19 protein-coding genes are annotated in these 17,904 nt (G+C 67.7%); 8 read left to right on the top strand and 11 right to left on the bottom strand.

Going from position 1 to position 17,904, the window contains the following annotated elements; translation table 11 throughout:
• The first annotated feature begins 20 nt into the window (after nucleotides 1-20).
• From AC5LXK_RS12270 to AC5LXK_RS12240, 7 genes are all read left to right on the top strand, one after another.
• Nucleotides 21-302, top strand: a complete 282-nt coding sequence (locus AC5LXK_RS12270) for a DUF333 domain-containing protein (RefSeq protein ID WP_493389058.1) — start codon at nucleotides 21-23, stop codon at nucleotides 300-302.
• Between the two features lie 139 nt (nucleotides 303-441).
• Nucleotides 442-762, top strand: coding sequence for a quaternary ammonium compound efflux SMR transporter SugE (sugE, locus tag AC5LXK_RS12265; protein WP_493389057.1), 321 nt, complete (start codon nucleotides 442-444; stop codon nucleotides 760-762).
• Nucleotides 763-988: 226 nt separating this feature from the next.
• Entirely contained in the window at nucleotides 989-1,606 is a 618-nt protein-coding gene (locus tag AC5LXK_RS12260) for a DUF4126 domain-containing protein (protein ID WP_493389056.1), read from the top strand.
• A complete protein-coding gene (locus AC5LXK_RS12255; RefSeq protein WP_493389055.1) occupies nucleotides 1,603-4,218 on the top strand; it encodes an ABC transporter permease in 2,616 nt (871 codons plus the stop codon). Before AC5LXK_RS12260 ends, AC5LXK_RS12255 begins: the two co-directional genes overlap by 4 nt.
• A gap of 43 nt (nucleotides 4,219-4,261) precedes the next feature.
• Nucleotides 4,262-4,672 carry a group II truncated hemoglobin gene (locus tag AC5LXK_RS12250; protein WP_174993815.1) on the top strand — a complete coding sequence of 137 codons (411 nt, stop codon included), beginning with the start codon at nucleotides 4,262-4,264 and terminating at the stop codon, nucleotides 4,670-4,672.
• 104 nt (nucleotides 4,673-4,776) lie between these two features.
• A complete protein-coding gene (locus AC5LXK_RS12245) occupies nucleotides 4,777-5,508 on the top strand; it encodes an alanyl-tRNA editing protein (RefSeq protein WP_493389054.1) in 732 nt (243 codons plus the stop codon).
• Nucleotides 5,505-6,122: a DUF924 family protein gene (locus AC5LXK_RS12240; protein ID WP_493389053.1), complete on the top strand. Its 618-nt coding sequence runs from the start codon at nucleotides 5,505-5,507 to the stop codon at nucleotides 6,120-6,122. Before AC5LXK_RS12245 ends, AC5LXK_RS12240 begins: the two co-directional genes overlap by 4 nt.
• Nucleotides 6,123-6,289: 167 nt before the next feature.
• Here AC5LXK_RS12240 and AC5LXK_RS12235 read toward each other — a convergent pair whose 3' ends face one another.
• From AC5LXK_RS12235 to AC5LXK_RS12185, 11 genes are all read right to left on the bottom strand, one after another.
• Nucleotides 6,290-8,182, bottom strand: coding sequence for an ArnT family glycosyltransferase (locus AC5LXK_RS12235; protein ID WP_493389052.1), 1,893 nt, complete (start codon nucleotides 8,180-8,182; stop codon nucleotides 6,290-6,292).
• Between the two features lie 238 nt (nucleotides 8,183-8,420).
• A complete protein-coding gene (locus AC5LXK_RS12230) occupies nucleotides 8,421-9,182 on the bottom strand; it encodes an SDR family oxidoreductase (RefSeq protein ID WP_493389051.1) in 762 nt (253 codons plus the stop codon).
• 22 nt (nucleotides 9,183-9,204) lie between these two features.
• On the bottom strand, nucleotides 9,205-9,786 hold the full coding sequence (locus AC5LXK_RS12225) for an LOG family protein (RefSeq protein ID WP_175951124.1): 582 nt from the start codon (nucleotides 9,784-9,786) through the stop codon (nucleotides 9,205-9,207).
• Nucleotides 9,783-10,541, bottom strand: coding sequence for a TetR/AcrR family transcriptional regulator (locus AC5LXK_RS12220; protein WP_174951381.1), 759 nt, complete (start codon nucleotides 10,539-10,541; stop codon nucleotides 9,783-9,785). Before AC5LXK_RS12220 ends, AC5LXK_RS12225 begins: the two co-directional genes overlap by 4 nt.
• Before the next feature lie 204 nt (nucleotides 10,542-10,745).
• Entirely contained in the window at nucleotides 10,746-11,282 is a 537-nt protein-coding gene (locus tag AC5LXK_RS12215) for a diacylglycerol kinase (protein ID WP_493389050.1), read from the bottom strand.
• The gene (locus AC5LXK_RS12210; RefSeq protein WP_493389049.1) at nucleotides 11,279-12,313 is read right to left on the bottom strand and encodes a glycosyltransferase family 4 protein; all 1,035 of its coding nucleotides are present in this window, start codon (nucleotides 12,311-12,313) and stop codon (nucleotides 11,279-11,281) included. The genes AC5LXK_RS12215 and AC5LXK_RS12210 overlap by 4 nt, the downstream gene beginning before the upstream one ends.
• A gap of 29 nt (nucleotides 12,314-12,342) precedes the next feature.
• Nucleotides 12,343-13,281, bottom strand: a complete 939-nt coding sequence (locus AC5LXK_RS12205) for a UDP-2,3-diacylglucosamine diphosphatase (protein WP_493389048.1) — start codon at nucleotides 13,279-13,281, stop codon at nucleotides 12,343-12,345.
• A gap of 210 nt (nucleotides 13,282-13,491) precedes the next feature.
• Nucleotides 13,492-13,998: an RDD family protein gene (locus AC5LXK_RS12200; RefSeq protein ID WP_493389047.1), complete on the bottom strand. Its 507-nt coding sequence runs from the start codon at nucleotides 13,996-13,998 to the stop codon at nucleotides 13,492-13,494.
• 6 nt (nucleotides 13,999-14,004) lie between these two features.
• On the bottom strand, nucleotides 14,005-14,766 hold the full coding sequence (locus AC5LXK_RS12195) for a DUF3106 domain-containing protein (protein ID WP_493389046.1): 762 nt from the start codon (nucleotides 14,764-14,766) through the stop codon (nucleotides 14,005-14,007).
• Nucleotides 14,767-14,792: 26 nt separating this feature from the next.
• Nucleotides 14,793-15,218, bottom strand: a complete 426-nt coding sequence (locus tag AC5LXK_RS12190; RefSeq protein ID WP_493389045.1) for a DUF3619 family protein — start codon at nucleotides 15,216-15,218, stop codon at nucleotides 14,793-14,795.
• Entirely contained in the window at nucleotides 15,215-15,778 is a 564-nt protein-coding gene (locus AC5LXK_RS12185) for an RNA polymerase sigma factor (protein ID WP_128844254.1), read from the bottom strand. The genes AC5LXK_RS12190 and AC5LXK_RS12185 overlap by 4 nt, the downstream gene beginning before the upstream one ends.
• Before the next feature lie 354 nt (nucleotides 15,779-16,132).
• Here AC5LXK_RS12185 and AC5LXK_RS12180 point away from each other — a divergent pair, with 354 nt between their 5' ends.
• Nucleotides 16,133-17,896 (top strand): acetolactate synthase 3 catalytic subunit, encoded by a 1,764-nt coding sequence (locus AC5LXK_RS12180; RefSeq protein WP_059233593.1) that lies wholly within the window; start codon nucleotides 16,133-16,135, stop codon nucleotides 17,894-17,896.
• Nucleotides 17,897-17,904: the final 8 nt, after the last annotated feature.

Here is a 17,904-nt window from a genome sequence, read left to right as displayed (position 1 = left end):
ACAAAAACGAGGAGCGTGCAATGTCCGTCCGTCTGGTCGTCATCTGTGCGCTGGCGCTGACTGCGCGCGGCGCGTTCGCCCAACCGCTGCCGCCGGGGCAGCAGCCGGCCGCCCAGGCGGCGCTGGCCAATCCCGCGTCGGTCAACTGCGAGAAGCTCGGCGGTCGCCACGTGATCCGCAGCCTGCCACGCGGGCAGGTCGGGATGTGCATGTTCAAGGATGGCCGCGTGTGCGAGGAATGGACGCTGTACCGCGACGACCGCTGCGTCGGCGGCGTCGCGCCGAAGCGCGTATCGAACTGATCGCGCAGCGCACGATCCCGCCCCCAGGCCGGCCACCGGCGTATCCGTAAGCAACTTGTTATACTCGGCGCCGCCCGGGGACGACCCCGGGTCATTCGCTTCAACGGGGACGGCCCCATCCGATACGGAGTACGTCGAGATGGCGTGGGTATGGTTGTTGATTGCCGGTTTGCTGGAAGTGGCCTGGGCGGCCGGCCTGAAATCGTCGGACGGCTTCACGAAGCTCGGTCCGTCGGTGTTTACGATCGTGACGGCGCTGGCCAGCTTCGGGCTGCTCGCCGTCGCGATGCGCCAGTTGCCGCTCGGCACCGCATACGCGGTGTGGACGGGCATCGGTGCGATCGGCGCGTTCGTGTTCGGCATCGTGATGCTGGGCGAGGCGCTGACCATCGCGCGCGTCGCGAGCGCCGCATTGATCGTCGCGGGGCTGATCGGCCTCAAGCTGTCGTCGGCCGCCTGACGCCGGCATCCGCGCGTCGGCACCCGGGCGCGCATGCGCCCGGGATGTCGCACTGCGGAATTGCGCCGGTCACCCGGATAGCCTGTCTATAATGGAACGCATTCGGGCCTGAATATCGTCGTGCTTCTCGCAGCACGCGATGCCGGTCGCCACGCGCCGCGCGGCCGGTTTGTCCGACCCGATCCGATCAATCGGCAAAACGCACGGAAAGTGCAAGGAGAGGGCGATGATCGAAGCCATTTCGCTCGGCGCGGGGCTCGCGTGGGCGAGCGGGCTGCGCCTGTACCTGACGGTGCTGATCGCCGGCGTGCTCGCGCGGGTCGGCTGGCTCCATCTGCCCGATACGCTGGCCGTCCTGATGTCGCCGTGGGTCATCGGCGCGGCGGCCGTGCTCACCCTCACCGAATTCCTGGCCGACAAGATCCCCGCGTTCGACTCGCTGTGGGATGCCGTGCATACCTTCATCCGCATCCCGGCCGGCGCCGTGCTGGCCGCCGGTGCGCTCGGCCATGCCGATCCGACCGTGCTCGCGGTCGCGGGGCTCGCCGGCGGCTCGCTCGCCGGCGCCGCGCACATCGCGAAGGCCGGCACGCGCGCGCTGATCAACCTGTCTCCCGAACCGATTTCGAACTGGGTCGCGTCGTCGACCGAGGACGGTCTCGTGGTCGGCGGGCTCGTCCTCGCCTTCTTCGTTCCGCTCGCGTTCCTCGTGCTGCTCGCCGCGTTCATCGCCGCGTCGGCGTGGGCGCTGCCGCGCCTGTGGCGCGGCGTGTCGGGCGGTTTTCGCGGGATGGCGAACCACATGGTGTCGCGGCTCAATTCGATCGGAGGGAAGCGCGATTGAAGGGGCCGCAACACGCGGCGCAGCCGCCGGCGGGGCAACCCGGCCCTGACGGGCATGCGCATGCGGGCCGCTTCGGCCTGCACGACCTGATTCGCCAGGCCGCCCGGATGACCGCACGCGACTGGCGCGCGGGCGAACTGACGCTGCTCGTCCTCGCGCTGGTGCTCGCGGTCGCGGCGCTGACGAGCGTCGGCTTTCTCGCCGACCGGTTGCGCCAGGGGCTCGAACGCGATGCCCGCCAGATGCTCGGCGCCGATTTCGTCGTGCGCGCCGATCGTCCCGTCGATCCGTCGTTCGACCGGCAGGCCCGTGCGCTCGGCCTGCGTACCGCGACGACCGCCATTTTCCCGAGCATGATCGCGGCCGCTGCGGGCGGGCAGGCCGCTGATGCCGCGCCGTCGCGTCTCGCGGCCGTGAAGGCCGTGTCGCCCGGGTATCCGCTGCGCGGCGCGGTGGACATCGTGCCGGCCGGCGCCTCCGCCGCGCAGAAGGCTGCCGCGATTCCCGCGCCCGGCACCGTGTGGGCCGATCCTGCGCTGCTCGATGCGCTGCACCTGAAGGCGGGCGATACGGTGCGCGTCGGGCTGCGCACGTTCATGGTTGCCGCATCGATCTCGCGCGAACTCGATCGCGGTTTTTCGTTCGTCAATTTTTCGCCGCGGCTGATGATGCGCGCGGACGACCTTGCCGCGACGGGGCTCACCGGTTACGGCAGCCGCGTCACTTACAGGCTGCTGGTCGCCGGCGACGCACCGGCCGTCGCACGCTTCGAGGCGTATGCGCACGAGCGCGTCGACGGCGGGAAACTGCGCGGCGTCGGGCTCGAGTCGTTGCAGGAAGGCCAGCCGCAGGTGCGGCAGACGCTGGATCGCGCGCGCCATTTCCTGACGCTCGTCGCTTTGCTGACCGCGCTGCTCGCGGCGGTCGCGATCGCGATGGCCGCGCAGCGCTACATGCGGCGCCATCTCGACGGTTGCGCGACGATGCGCTGCCTCGGCGTGAGCCGCCGCACGCTCGGCGCGCTGTTCGCGCTCGAATTCGCCGGTATCGGTATCGTGTCGGGCGCCGCGGGTGCGGTGCTCGGCTACGGCGGCCACTGGGCGTTGCTGGCCGCGCTCGGCAGCCTGATCGACGTCGTGCTGCCGCCGCCCACGCTGTGGCCGGCGCTGCTCGGCATGGGCGCCGCGCTCGTGCTGCTGCTCGGTTTCGCACTGCCGCCGCTCGTACCGCTCACGCGCGTGCCGCCGGTGCGCGTGCTGCGGCGCGAGTGGGGCGATGCGTCGCGTACCGCGTGGGCCGGCTATGCGATCGGCGTCGCGCTGTTCGCGGGGCTGCTGATCGTGGCTGCCGGCAACCTGAAGCTCGGCCTGATCGTCGCGGGCGGCTTTGCCGGCGCGCTGGTCGGGTTCACGCTGATCGCCCGGCTCGTGCTGTTCGCAGCCGCGCGTGCGGTGCGCAATGCGCGCGTGGCCGCAGGGGTCGGCTGGCGCTATGCGCTTGCGTCGCTGCACCGGCGCGGCACGGCCAGCGCGCTGCAGATCACGGCGCTCGCACTCGGCCTGATGTGCCTGCTGCTGATCGCGATCACGCGCAATGACCTCGTGGCGGGCTGGCGACAGTCGACGCCGCCCGATGCGCCGAACCAGTTCCTGATCGACATCCAGCCCGACCAGCGCGACGACGTCGCGGCCTATCTGGCCGCGCACGGCGTGCGCGACGCCGTGCCCGAGCCGATGGTGCGCGGCCGCCTCGTCGCGATCAACGGCAAGCCGGTGAATCCGGATGCCTACCCGTCCGAAGAGGCGCGCCGGCTCGTCGATCGTGAATTCAACCTGTCGTATACGACCGAGCTGCCGTCCGACAACCGGATCGTCGCCGGCAACTGGTTCGGCACCGCGGCCACGCCGCAGATCTCGATCGAAGCCGGCCTCGCGAAGACGCTGAACGTGAAGCCGGGCGACACGCTGCGCTTCGACGTGACGGGCCTGACGGTCGACGCGCCCGTCACGAGCGTGCGCAAGCTCGACTGGGGCTCGTTCCGTGTCAATTTCTTCGTGCTGATGCCGCCGCCGGTGCTGAAGGATTTCCCGGCCGTCTACCTGACGAGCTTCCATTTGCCTGCGTCGAACGCCGCGTTGCTCGATCCGCTGATCGCGCGCTATCCGAACCTGACCGCGATCGACGTCGCGCCGATCCTCGCGCAGTTGCAGCGGATGATGCTGCAGGTGGTCGGCGCGGTGCAGTTCCTGTTCCTGTTCACGCTCGCGGCAGGCGTGCTCGTGCTGTACACGGCGCTTGCCGGCTCGCGCGACGAGCGCGTACGCGAAGCCGCGCTGCTGCGTGCGCTCGGTGCGTCGCGTGCACAGGTCAACGCTGTGCAGCGCGCGGAATTCGTCGTGGTCGGCACGCTGGCCGGCGCGCTGGCGTCGGCGGGTGCGATCGCGGTCGGCTGGGTGCTCGCGTCGCGCGTGTTCGACTTCCAGCTCGCCGTCGATCCGTGGCTCGTGCCCGCCGGTATCGCGGCCGGCGTTGCTTGCGCCGGTGCGGCCGGCTGGCTGAGCCTGCATAATGTGTTGCGGCGCCCCGCGCTGCAGTCGCTGCGCGACGCATGAGCGTTGCCGGCGGCCCCGAAGATCCTGTTTTCCGACTATCCGTATGACCGATGTGAATGACGATGCGCCGTCGCAGCCGACGGCGTTCGAGCTTGTGGGCGGTGAAGCCCGCGTGCGCGAAATGGTGGACCGCTTCTACGACCTGATGGATCTCGAGCCCGAGTTCGCGGAGATTCGCGCGCTGCATCCGCAGTCGCTCGATGGTTCGCGCGACAAGCTGTTCTGGTTCCTGTGCGGCTGGCTCGGCGGCCCCGACCACTACATCAGCCGGTTCGGCCATCCGCGGCTGCGCGCGCGGCACCTGCCGTTCCCGATCGCGTCGGTCGAGCGCGACCAGTGGCTGCGCTGCATGGCGTGGGCGATGGAGGATGTCGGGTTGCCCGAGCCGCTGCGCGAGCGGCTGATGCATTCGTTCTACGACACGGCCGACTGGATGCGCAACCGGCCCGGTTGATCGACCGGTACACCGCTGCCCGCGCGCGGGACGATCTGCGTCTGGGCGCAAGTGCAGCCCGGCGCGACACTGGTCGCTTCCCCAATCGATACGAGGCTCGCCCGATGACGACACAAGCGCTGTTTCGCGAAGACGCGTACCTCACGCAATGCGACGCGGTCGTCGTGGCCGTCGGCGACGACGGCATCCGGCTCGATCGCACCGTGTTCTATCCGCTCGGCGGCGGCCAGGCCGGCGACACCGGCACGCTGACGCTGCCCGACGGCGGTACGATCGCGATCGCCGATACGCGCAAGGCGAAGTTCGACGGTGCGACGCCCGACGACGCCGTGCACGTGCCCGCCGCGGGCCAGGAGGCGAGCGTCGCGGCGCTCGCGCCCGGTACGCGCGTGGTCGCGGAGATCGACTGGCTGCGCCGCTACCGGCACATGCGCCTGCATACGGCCGCGCACCTGATGTGCGCGGTGCTCCCGTACGCGGTTGACGGCTGCAGCGTGACGGCCGACTACGTGCGGCTCGATTTCGCGACGTCCGATTCGATCGACCGCGACGACGTCGAGCGGCGCCTCGAAGGCCTGGTCGCCGGCGCGCATCCGGTCACGACCGAATGGATCACTGACGACGAGATGGCCGAGCGGCCGGAACTCGTGCGCACGATGAGCGTGAAGCCGCCGATGGGCCTCGGCCGCATACGGTTGTTGCGCATTGAACATGTCGACCTGCAGCCGTGTGGCGGCACGCATGTGCGCAACACGTCCGAAATCGGCGGGCTGCGGGTCGCGAAACTGGAAAAAAAGAGTGCGCGCACGCGACGCCTCGTACTGGAGTTTGCATGACGATCGACATCGGGAAGGCCGCAGCTGAGGCGCTGGATCCGCAAGCACGGGAAATTCTGGATTTCTGGTTCGGCGAGCCAGGCTCGGCCGAATTCGGGCAGGACCGCAAGGTCTGGTTCAACGGCGGCGCGGCGTTCGACGACGTGCTGCGCGCACGCTACGGCGCGCTGCTCGACGCGGCGTGCGATGGGGCCCGCGATCACTGGGCCGGGTCGCCGTCGGGTGCGCTGGCATTGATCGTCGTGCTCGACCAGTTCTCACGCAACATCCATCGCGGCACGCCGCGTGCGTTTGCCGCCGATCCGAAGGCGCTCGCGCTTGCACGCCGTGTCGTCGCGGCCGGCTGGGATGCACGGTTGCCGAGCGGGCATCACCGTGCGTTCGCGTATCTGCCGTTCGAGCACGACGAGGCGGTCGAGAGCCAGCGCGAGGCCGTGCGCCTGTGCGCGGGCATCCGCGACGAGGCCGGATGCGAGAGTTATCACCGCTTCGCGCTGCTGCATGCGGCCGTCGTCGAGCGCTTCGGCCGCTTTCCGCACCGGAACGCGATTCTCGGACGTGCGTCGACCGATGAGGAAACGGCGTTCCTGCGGGAGCCTGGCTCGTCGTTCTGACGATCAGGATGATTGCGTGACGAAAAAGGGCGGGGTGTTGGCCTGCTGATCCGGGCGGGCGTCGGGCCGGCCGGGGATCGCGCAAAGGCTGCGCACCGGTCAGGCGGGCACGCGCTGCCTTTGGCGAAGATGAAGGCAGGCGCGCCGACGCGCCGTGCCGTCCTGCGTTACTGCAGGTGCTGTTCGGGCGTGCGCACGTAGACGCGCAGCAGTTCCTCGTTGTCGCCCGGGCGGGCTCCCGTCCAGAACAGTTTCCATTCGTCGCCGGGCGCCGGATCGACGGCCCGCACGCCCTGGACGATCATCCACGTGCAGCGCGTTGCCTTCGCGTCGTCGATCGGCGTGTGCTGGATGCCGGAGAAGTAGTACAGCATCGGCGCTTCCGATTCGCCGAGCCCGTGCAGGCTCGCCATGCAATCGCCGTCGTTCCATTCGAGCGCGAGATGCGCGTTCAGGTCGTCGAACACCGAGCGGTAGCTCTTCGCGACGTCGAGCCACGGCAGCAGCAGGGTATAGATCAGCCCCCACGCGACGAGCGCACCGGCGCCCCACGACAGCGCGCCGCGCCACAGGCCCGTCGTACGCAGCTTCGGCAGCAGCGTCAGCCAGCCGACCGTCAGCACGAGCGCGCCGATCACGAGCGGGGCCTGGATCGGCATCGTCCAGTCGAGCGGCAGCCAGCGGCCGAGCAGCGCGAGATCCGTGCGCGACGCGGCCGGATCGGCCATGACCGCCCAGATTGCCCAGGCGAGTGCGACGACCGTGCCGAACAGGATGCGGCTCAGGTAATCCCATGCGAGATGGAGCCGGCGCGGCAGGCGTTCGATCGCCTGCGCGGCGACCAGCGCGAGCGGCGCGAAGAACGGCAGGATGTAGAGCTGGCGCGACGTCGCCGACACTTGCAGCACCACGAGCCCGATGCCGGCGAACAGTACGGGCAGCGCGATGCGCGGCGTGCGCCAGTCGCGCCATGCGCCGCGCGCGAGCGCGACGATCGCGAGCGGCGCGACCGGGAAGCCGACGAGCACGAACGCGCGCAGGATGAAGAACGGCTTGTCGTTTTCCGCGCCCAGCTCGGGGACGGAGAACCCGAAGAAGCGGCCGACGTTGTTGTCCCAGAACCACGTCATGAACAGCGGTTCCGAACGCAGGAACAGCGCGGTCGGCCAGATCAGCGCGAACGGCGCGAACACGAGCGCGGAGACGCCGAGTGCGCGTGCGAACGAGCGGGTGCGGCAGGCCGGGTAGAGCAGCAGGGTGCAGACGAGCGTGGCCGCGAACACCAGCGGCACGAACAGCCCCTTCGTCATCAGTGCGATACCGACGCCTGCGCCGAAGATCGGTGCGGCCCAGCGGCTCGACGGGCGAACCGGCAATCCGTGCCGCATCTGCTGCGCGCGCGCGACCTGCTGCATCACGAGTTCGAGCAGCCCGCAGAACCCCATCGCCGTGCCCGCGAACAACGCGACGTCCGTCATCATGTCGTGCACATGCTTGATGACGACGAGCGTGCCCGCGCTCAGCACGACCGGCCCGATCACGCGCAGGTCGAACCAGGTATCCGTGCGGCTGGCCACGCGCGCGGCGCGCGCGATGAAGCCGAATGCGAGCGCGGCGAACAACGCGCTCGCGAGACGCGCCGCATCGTGCAGCGGCATCACGCGCTGCAGCAGCCAGGCGAGACTGGTCGCGACCCACGCGTAAAGCGGCGGCTTTTCCATGAACGGCAGGCCGGCATTGGTCGGCACGACGAAGTCGCCGGTCTCGAGCATGTGCTGGATGATGCCGAACGTGTAGGTTTCGTCCTGTTTCCACGGGTCGTGGCCGAGCACGCCCGGCAGCGTGTACGCGCACACCAGGGCGGCGACGAACAGCCAGGCCCGCCAGCCGAGCAGGAGCGAGCGGTCGCGCGGGGTGCTGGTGGCGGTGGTCGACGCCACGACGGGCGTGCCGGCGGCGTCGAGCGTCGCGGTGACGTCTGCGTCAGCAGTCGAGCGGATGTGCGTCGCCGGAGCGGGCACAGACGTGCGTCGCCGGCTGGGCGCTGCGGTTCCAGGCATGGAAAAGATCTCGGGTCGAGTCGAGCGGGTCCGGCGACATGGGCAGGACCGATAGGGGCTACGTCAGAGGGCAATGCACAGGTGTTCACGACACCTGTCTGAATGCCCGCTAGTAGATCATGGAATTGTTACGGATGTTTACTGAATCTGTCACGGAATTGTGGAGATTTGTGGTTCCGTGGCGACGGATTGTTTACGGCGGTGGTTTTATTGCACCGCGCGTCAGGTTGGGGGCGGGTTAGCGGCCGCCGCCGACGTCGAGCAGGGCGCCCGTCGTGTAGGACGCCGCGTCGCCGAGCAGCCAGACGATTGCCTCGGCGATCTCCGGTGCCTCGCCGGCGCGGCCGAGCGGCGTCTGTGCGCCAAGGCGGGCTGCCCGGCCCGGCTGGCCGCCGCTCGCATGAATGTCGGTCTCGATCAGTCCGGGGCGCACCGCGTTGACGCGCACGCCGTGCGGGCCGAGCTCCTTCGCCAGCCCGATCGTCAGCGAGTCGACCGCGCCTTTCGAGCCCGCGTAGTCGACGTACTCGTTCGGCGAGCCGAGCCGGGACGCGATCGACGACACGTTGACGATCGCGCCGCCGTGGCCGCCGCGGTCGGTAGACAGCCGGCGTGCGGCTTCGCGTGCGCACAGGTACGCGCCGAGCACGTTGGTGTCGAACATCCGCCGCAGCCGGTCGACCGGCATCTCGGCGAGCGGCATCGACGGTGCGACGATGCCTGCGTTGTTGACGAGCGCGTCGAGGCGTCCGAACGCGGCCGCAACGGTATCGAACATCGCGACGACGTCCGCCTCGTTCGCGACATCGCCCGCGACGATGCATGCGCGTCCGCCCGCGTCGCGGACGGCCTGCGCGGTCAGTTCGGCCGCTGCCGCATCGCGTGCGTAGTTGATGCCGACGTCCCAGCCGCGTTCGGCCGCGAGCACGGCGGTTGCGCGACCGATGCCGCGGCTCGCGCCGGTGATGAGGACAGCCTTGCGGCCGGACGGTGCGGTCATCGAGGGCGGTTTCCGGTGAGGGTTACTTCGCTGCGTCGGGCGCCCACTTGTCGCGGGCAGGCGGCTGGTAGCGGCGCAGCCGCTCGATCAGTTCGACGGGTTCCGATTCGACGCACAGCGCGTCGAAATAGGCCGGTCGCATGAAGCCTTCGTCGACCGTATGGCGCAAGAGCGCGATCAGCGGATCGTAGAACGAATCGATGTTGTAGAGCGCGACCGGCTTGCGGTGATAGCCGAGCTGCGCCCACGTATAGACCTCGAACAGCTCTTCGAGCGTGCCGGCGCCGCCGGGCATCGCGACGAACGCGTCCGAGAGGTCGGCCATCATTTTCTTGCGATGGTGCATGTCGGGTACGACGTGCAGCTCCGACAGCCCCGTGTGACCGACTTCCTTGTCGACGAGCAACTCGGGGATCACGCCGACCGCACGGCCGCCGGCTGCCATCACTTCGTCGGCGATCACGCCCATCAGGCCGACGCGGCCGCCGCCGTAGACAAGCGTGAGGTCCGCGTCGACGAGCGCACGGCCGAATGCGCGTGCGGCGTCGGCATAGACGGGCCGCACGCCGGACGACGAGCCGCAGTAAACACAGACTGCCTTCATTGCTTGGAATCCTTGGCGGGGGCTTGCCCAGTGACGACCGGGCTGCCGGCCGGGCGCGGCGAACCGTCGCGCGGCGGCAGGTAGTCGGTGAACTGGCGCTTGGGCAGCTTGCCGGAGACCAGATCGTCGAACAGCTGGCGCGACCGGCCGCGCAGGTAGGGCGCCATCACGGAGATCACGTGCATGCTGACCTGGTGCAGTTCTTCGCGAATCGCGTCCTGGTCGTTGTATTTGCGCGGATGCATCACGTACTGATACGACAGCCAGTACGTCGAGATCACGGCCATGTTGGTGGCGATGACTTCGATCTCGGCAGGCGTCGCGACCATTTCGGCGTCGGACACGAGCAGTTCGCACATGTCGTGCGCGAAGCGCACCTTGTGGCTGATGATCTGCTTGAAGTGTGTTTCGAGCGTGCGGTTACGGGCGAGCAGGTCGTTGAGGTCGCGATACAGGAACCGGTAGGTCCACATGAAATCGGCCATGTACTGCAGGTATGACCAGGTTTCGTCGATCGTCGGACGATGATCTTCGGGAAAGCGCAACCGCCGTTCGATCTGTTGCTCGAACTGCGCGAAGATGCTGTTGATGATGTCGTCCTTGTTGCGGAAATGGTAGTACAGGTTGCCTGGACTGATTTCCATTTCCTCGGCGATCGTCGTGGTCGTGACGTTCGGCTCGCCGATCTCGTTGAAGAGTTTCAACGACAACTCGAGAATCCGTTCGCGGGTGCGGCGGGGAGGTTTCGCTTCCATGTCGTCCGGCCCTGTGTGTGCCGGACTGGCGGGCGCTGCAATCGATGCTGCGTGATTCGTCCGGCGCGGGTTGCTGTTCTATGTCTAGCGGACGATTATAAACCGGGGTTTCGCCACATCGGGGCATTTCGTGATCGCGGCCCCGCGCGGCGCATGGTGCAGCGCCGCACGCGGGTGACGCGAAAGGCGTTGCCGGAGCGTCGGCTAGAAGCCCAGCCAATGCGCGACGACCGGGCCGAGTACGAAGCCCCACGTCGTCACGCATGCGAACAGCGCGACCGTCACGGCCGCGCTGCCGAGGTCCTTCGCGCGTTTGGAGAGCTCGTGGCGCTCGAGCGAGATGCGGTCGATCGCGGCTTCGACGCTCGAGTTCAGCAACTCGACGATCAGCACGAGCAGTACGGAACCGATCAGCAGTGCGCGCGACGCGGCCGGCACCGGTGCGAATGCACCGATCGGGAGCATCAGCGCGGCGAGCGTGAGCTCCTGGCGAAATGCGCTTTCCTCCCGGATCGCGACACGAAAGCCGTTCATCGAATGCTTGAGGGCGAACCACGCGCGCGTGATGCCGCGGTGGCGCTTGTACGGGTTCGGCGGCAGCGGCGTCAGCCGGTCGTCGGGGCCGAGCGGCTCGTGCGGATGCACGTCCGCTTCGGCGTGCGGCTCTTCCTCGTCGAACGGGCGGTGCCGTTGCGGCGTGGCGTCGGGGGGCGGGTTCTTGTCGTTCAGGTCTCGTTTCAAACGGCGGCACCTTCTGCTGGCGAGTACGCGGTCTTCGGCAGCGGCTTCAGATGCGATGCGAACTGCTCGGATGCTGCGCGCCACGAGAAGCGTTCGGCCCACTCGCGCGCGGTCGTGCGTTCGATCTTCAGCGCCTCGAGGCAGGCTTCCTGCAGATCCTCGTGCATCGCGCCGGCATCGCCTCCGCCGAGCACGTCGATCGGGCCCGTGACCGGATATGCGGCCACCGGCGTGCCGCAGGCGAGTGCCTCGAGCAGCACGAGGCCGAACGTGTCGGTGCGACTCGGAAACACGAACACGTCGGCCGCAGCATACACCTTTGCAAGCTCGGCCTGTGACAGCACGCCGAGATAGTTTGCCTCCGGGTAGCGCGACTTCAGTTCCGCGAGTGCGGGGCCTTCGCCCGCGACCCACTTCGAGCCGGGCAGGTCGAGGCGCAGGAACGCCTCGACGTTCTTCTCGATCGCGACGCGGCCCACGTACAGGAAGATCGGCCGCGCGGTATTGAGCACCTTCGATTCGATCGGCCGGAAGACGTCGAGATCGACGCCGCGGGTCCACAGCACGACGTTCGTGAAGCCGAATTTTTCGAGGTCCTGCTTGACCACCGGCGTCGGTGCCATCACCGCGAGCGACGGGCCGTGGAACCAGTGCAGGAAGCGGTAGGTCGCGGCCAGCGGGATGCCGAAGCGCGCCTGCACGTATTCCGGGAAGCGCGTGTGGTACGCGGTCGTGTACGGCAGCTTGCGCGAGCGCGCGTAGCGCCGCGCGGCGAGGCCGAGCGGGCCTTCGGTCGCGATGTGCAGCGCGTCGGGGGCGAAGGCATCGATCCGCGCGCGCAGCTTGCGGTACGGCAGGATCGACAGGCGGATCTCGGGGTAGGTCGGGCACGGCACCGTGCGGAATTCCAGCGGCGTCAGCAGTTCGACGCGGTGGCCGAGCGCCGTGAGTTCGCGCGACGTGCTTTTCAGCGTGCGCACGACGCCGTTGACCTGCGGTTCCCACGCGTCGGTGACGATCATGATCTTCATCGCGGCTGTGTCCTGTAAGTAGGGTTGCGTCAGGCGGTGGCCTTGGCCTTGCGCGACGTGACTTCCGACGGTGCGGTGCGCATCACCGTCCAGTAGACGATCTTCAGTTCGCCTTCCATCGTTTCGACGAGCGCGGACAGGCTTTCGACCCAGTCGCCGTCGTTGCAGTACAGCACGCCGTCGATGTCGCGGATCTCCGCCTTGTGGATGTGGCCGCACACGACGCCGTCGCAGCCGCGGCGGCGCGCTTCGTCGGTCATCACGGTCTCGAACTGCGAGATGAAGTTGACCGCGTTCTTGACCTGGTGCTTCAGGTACTGCGACAGCGACCAGTACTGGAAGCCGAGCCGGCTGCGGATCCGGTTGAACCAGCGATTCAGTACGAGGATCAGCGTGTAGAGCGTGTCGCCGAGGTACGCGAGCCATTTCGCGTGCTGGATCACGCCGTCGAACAGGTCGCCGTGCACGATCCACAAACGTTTGCCCGCGAGCGTCGTGTGGAACGCCTCGCCGCGCACCTGGATGTCGCCGAACGCGAGATCGCAGAACTGCCGCGCGCCTTCGTCGTGGTTGCCGGGGATGTAGACGACCTGCGTGCCCTTGCGCGCCTTGCGCAGGATCTTCTGCACGACGTCGTTGTGCGCCTGCGGCCAGTACCAGCCCTTCTTCAGCTGCCAGCCGTCGATGATGTCGCCGACGAGATACAGGTATTCCGAATCGTTGTGGCGCAGGAAGTCGAGCAGGTACGGCGCCTGGCAGCCGCTCGAGCCGAGGTGGATGTCGGACAGCCAGATGGTGCGGTAGCGATGGGCGGGCGCGTCGGGGTCCTCGTGCTGCGTGGAGTGCGCGGCAGGCGGTTCTTGCGACGCCAGGCTATCGCTTGCAGCCGAGCCGGACAGGAAGGCAGTGGCGGCGCGGGCGCCGATGGGGTGACGGAACAGTGAGGTCGCGGACGTTTTCTGGCCCATGCATGACTCGCGCCGGTTGACATTACCGGCATTCCGCCATGCGGGCGTGACTGTGCCGTGACAGTCACGAGACGTTCTTATTACGACCGTTGCAGGGTGTTTAGCAGTGAATGGAAGGGCGTTGTGCGATCTGGCGCACGGAGCCGGAGAAGGTTGTCCGGTAAGGCTGTCGGGTCGGGCGGGCGGCTTTCGTCCGGTGAATGCGGTGCGTCAGCGCGGTATTGCGACGATGCGCGTGCGCGCGATTCGGTCGTGCGGGAACTGGCGGCCGGCGTGCAGCCGGGCGGCGCCGGCCCACGCGACGATCCAGGCGGCGGTGAGTGCGAGCGTGACGGGTACCGACAGGCCGAGGAGCGGATGCAGCGCCAGCGGCGGCAGGAACCACAGCCAGCCGAGCGCATAGCGGACGAGCGCATGGCCGGGGCCCAGCGGCCGGCCGCTCGACGATTCGAGCCGCAGCCGCCAGGTTTTCATCGGCAGCGTCTGGCCGCCGTGCGTCCAGAACCACATGAAATACGCACCGACGACGAGTGCGATCCATGCGGCAAGCAGGTTGTGATGGACGAGGCCGTTGCGTTGCTGCGTCGCGAGGCTGAAGGCGAGCCCGGCGAAGAACACGACGCCGAACAGCAGTACGCCTTCGTAGAGCAGTGCGGCGAGGCGCCGTCGCACGGACGGCGGAGGGGCCGGGGTCTCGGGTACGCGGGCGCTCGCCACGGCCGCTCAGGAACCCTTGAACAGCGACGGGGCGTCGGCGGGCGAGACCGGTGCGACGGCGGCCGGCGCGGACGCGGTGCCGGACGTCGACGACGCAGGCACCGGCTGCGCGGCGGCGCCGGCCGAGGCGGGCGCCGGGGCGGCGGCCGCGCCGCTTGCCGGGTGTTCGTGCGAATTGACGAGACGGCGGACGTCACGGTCGGCGACGGTCGGCGGTGCGCTGACGACGCTCGGCTTGCGGCGGCGCTCGGCGGCAGCGAGCCGTTCCTTCTGGTCCTCGGGGAGTTGCTGGTAGGCCTTCCACGCACGCTCGCGCGCCTGTGCGGACAGCTCCTTCGCGCTTTGGTAGTTCTCGCGGGCGACGCGGCGCTGCTCGGGCGTCATCTTCGCCCATTCGGCCATCCGCTCCTGCAGCCGTTTTTGATCATCGGTCGACAACTTCGCGAAACGCGATGCGATCTTCAGCCATTTTCGCTTGCGAGCGTCGCTGAAGCCGTCCCACTGGTCGGCGAACGGTGCGAGGGCCGCGTGCTGCGCGGGCGTGAGGCGCGCCCACGACAGCGGGCCGGTAGCGGCCGGCAGCGGCAGGGGCAGCGGGGGGAGTTCGGTGGTCAGCCCGGTCGCGGCCGAGGCGGGCGCGGCAGGGCTGCTGGCCGCGACGGTGGTCGTCGCGGGGGCCGGGTGGAATCGGGAATAGGTGGCGACGTAGGAAACGGCGATCGCGATCACGCATCCGAAAAATACGGCCAGGCCGCGCTTCTGACTCACCCGTGCGATCCCCTCGTTATTGTCTGTTAGTGAGCGCGCGACAGATACGCGTTGAACCCGTGGTCGAGGTACGCGTTGAGCGGCAGGTCGTCGCTGAGCATCGCCGCGTCGATATCGGCGAGTTCGGCGGTGCGCTGCATGTCTTCCCAGTAGGCGATGCCGACGAGCCCCGCGAGCAGCAACGCGAGCGGCCACGCGCGCAGCAGGCGGCGCGCGAGCGACCCCTGCGGACGGCTCACGGGCGCGCTGCCGTACGCACCGGCCGCGCCGGCGAAGGCCGGCACGAACACCGGCGCGGTCGCGGCTTCGGGCTTCTTGCGCGCGAGCGCAGCCCGGCGGGCGACGGCCAGACGGTCGGTGGTCGCGGCAGGCAGGGCGGTCGCGCGCTCGTCAAGCGCGCGGCGCACCTTCAGCGCGAATTCGTGTTCTCGGTTTGCGGGAGCGGAGCTCATAGCGTGATTCCTTTGGCCTTGAGCGCGTGTGCCAGGGTATGAGTGGCTCGTGAGCAGTGCGTCTTGACACTGCCTTCGGAGCACCCCATTGCGGCGGCAGTCTCGGCGACATCCATATCTTCCCAATAACGCATCAGGAACGCTTCCCGTTGACGCGCCGGAAGTTTCTGGATTTCTTCGTCGATCAGGGCCAGAACCTGCTCTCGTTCGAGGCGGTGCTCGCTGCTCTCGACGCCCGCGTTGTCGTCCGCGGATTCGAGCGTTTCGAGCGGGTCGAAGTCGTCGTCGTCGGTATTGTTCAGCGACGAGAAGAGCGTCACCCACGTGTTGCGGACTTTCTGCCGGCGGAACCAGTCGTGGATCGTGTTTTGCAGGATCCGCTGAAAAAGCAGCGGCAGCTCGGCCGCCGGCCGGTCGCCGTACTTCTCCGCAAGCTTGATCATCGCGTCCTGCACGATGTCGAGCGATGCATCGTCGTCACGGACGGCGTACGCAGCCTGCTTGAACGCGCGCCTTTCGACGCCCGCCAGAAAGTCGGCGAGTTCCTTGTCTGATGCCATTCCGTGAAGGTATGCGCTGCGGACCGCTGCGTGGTGTAAAAGGTCGAAAAATTTCGTAAAACCCGCGGATGCTATCAAATTTTCGTGCCGCTTGGCACCGGGTTCGGCACCGCACGTTGCGCGCGAGCCGCGGCGGCGGGCGCGGGGCGGCGCGCATGATGCGCTGCGGGATATTTTGCTTGACGGCCCAATCACGACCCGCTATCGTCAACGATTCGCAACATGAAGTGATGGTCTCATTTGAGGCTGGCCCAAGAAGCCCGCCCTTCAAACTGGACGCGCCGCTTGAACCCGAGCCACAAGCCCGGCAGAGAGCACCCGATCAATTTTTTGCCGAAAATTCGAAAGGTCAAAATGAACATGCCCAGCGCGGAATTCTCCACGTCGGAACCCCTTTCCCCTCCCGATAGCGACTCCATCGGCGGTACCGTGCTCATGAAGGCACTGGCCGACGAAAACGTCGAATTCATCTGGGGCTACCCCGGCGGCTCGGTTCTCTACATCTACGACGAGCTGTACAAGCAGGACAAGATTCAGCACGTGCTGGTGCGCCATGAACAGGCGGCCGTGCACGCAGCCGATGCGTATGCGCGTTCCACCGGCAATGTCGGCGTCTGTCTCGTGACGTCGGGCCCCGGTGTCACCAACGCGGTGACCGGCATCGCAACGGCCTACATGGATTCGATCCCGATGGTCGTGATCAGCGGCCAGGTGCCGACTGCCGCGATCGGCCAGGACGCTTTTCAGGAATGCGACACCGTCGGCATCACGCGTCCGTGCGTGAAGCACAACTTCCTCGTGAAGGACGTGCGCGACCTCGCGGAAACCGTCAAGAAGGCGTTCTACATCGCCCGCACCGGCCGTCCGGGCCCGGTGCTGATCGACATTCCGAAGGACATCTCGAAGACGCCGTGCCAGTACGAGCCGGTCAAGAGCGTGTCGCTGCGTTCGTACAACCCCGTCACGAAGGGCCATTCGGGCCAGATCCGCAAGGCCGTGTCGCTGCTGCTGACGGCGAAGCGCCCGTACATCTACACGGGTGGCGGCATCATCCTTGCCGACGCGTCGCGTGAACTGAACCAGTTCGCGGACCTGCTCGGCTACCCGGTCACGAACACGCTGATGGGCCTCGGCGGCTATCGCGCGTCGGACAAGAAATTCCTCGGCATGCTCGGCATGCACGGCACCTACGAAGCGAACATGGCGATGCAGCACTGCGACGTGCTGATCGCGATCGGTGCACGCTTCGACGACCGCGTGATCGGCGATCCGGCGCACTTCGCGTCGCGCCCGCGCAAGATCATCCACATCGACATCGACCCGTCGTCGATCTCGAAGCGGGTGAAGGTCGACATCCCGATCGTCGGCGACGTGAAGGAAGTGCTGAAGGAGCTGATCGAGCAGTTGCAGACGGCCGAGCATGGCCCCGACACCGAGGCGCTCGCGCAATGGTGGAAGGACATCGAGGGCTGGCGCTCGAAGGACTGCCTGAAGTTCGATCGCGAAAGCGAGATCATCAAGCCGCAGTACGTGGTCGAGAAGGCGTGGGAGCTGACGGACGGCAATGCGTTCGTGTGCTCGGACGTCGGCCAGCACCAGATGTGGGCTGCGCAGTTCTACCGATTCAACAAGCCGCGTCGCTGGATCAACTCCGGCGGCCTCGGCACGATGGGCTTCGGCCTGCCGGCAGCGATGGGCGTCAAGATGGCGCACCCGGACGACGACGTGCTGTGCATCACGGGCGAAGGCTCGATCCAGATGTGCATCCAGGAACTGTCGACCTGCCTGCAGTACGACACGCCCGTGAAGATCATTTCGCTGAACAACCGCTACCTCGGCATGGTCCGCCAGTGGCAGCAGATCGAATACAGCAAGCGCTATTCGCATTCGTACATGGATGCGCTGCCCGATTTCGTGAAGCTCGCCGAAGCGTACGGCCACGTCGGGATGCGGATCGAAAAGACCTCGGATGTGGAGCCGGCGCTGAAGGAAGCGCTGCGCCTGAAGGACCGCACCGTGTTTCTCGACTTCCAGACCGATCCGACCGAAAACGTCTGGCCGATGGTACAGGCCGGCAAGGGCATCACCGAGATGCTGCTCGGATCGGAAGATCTGTAACGGCGCGA

The sequence above is a fragment of the Burkholderia pulmonis genome (assembly GCF_984667975.1).
The sequence above is the reverse complement of the archived record's forward strand: the minus strand, read 5'-3'. Positions and strand labels throughout refer to the sequence as shown.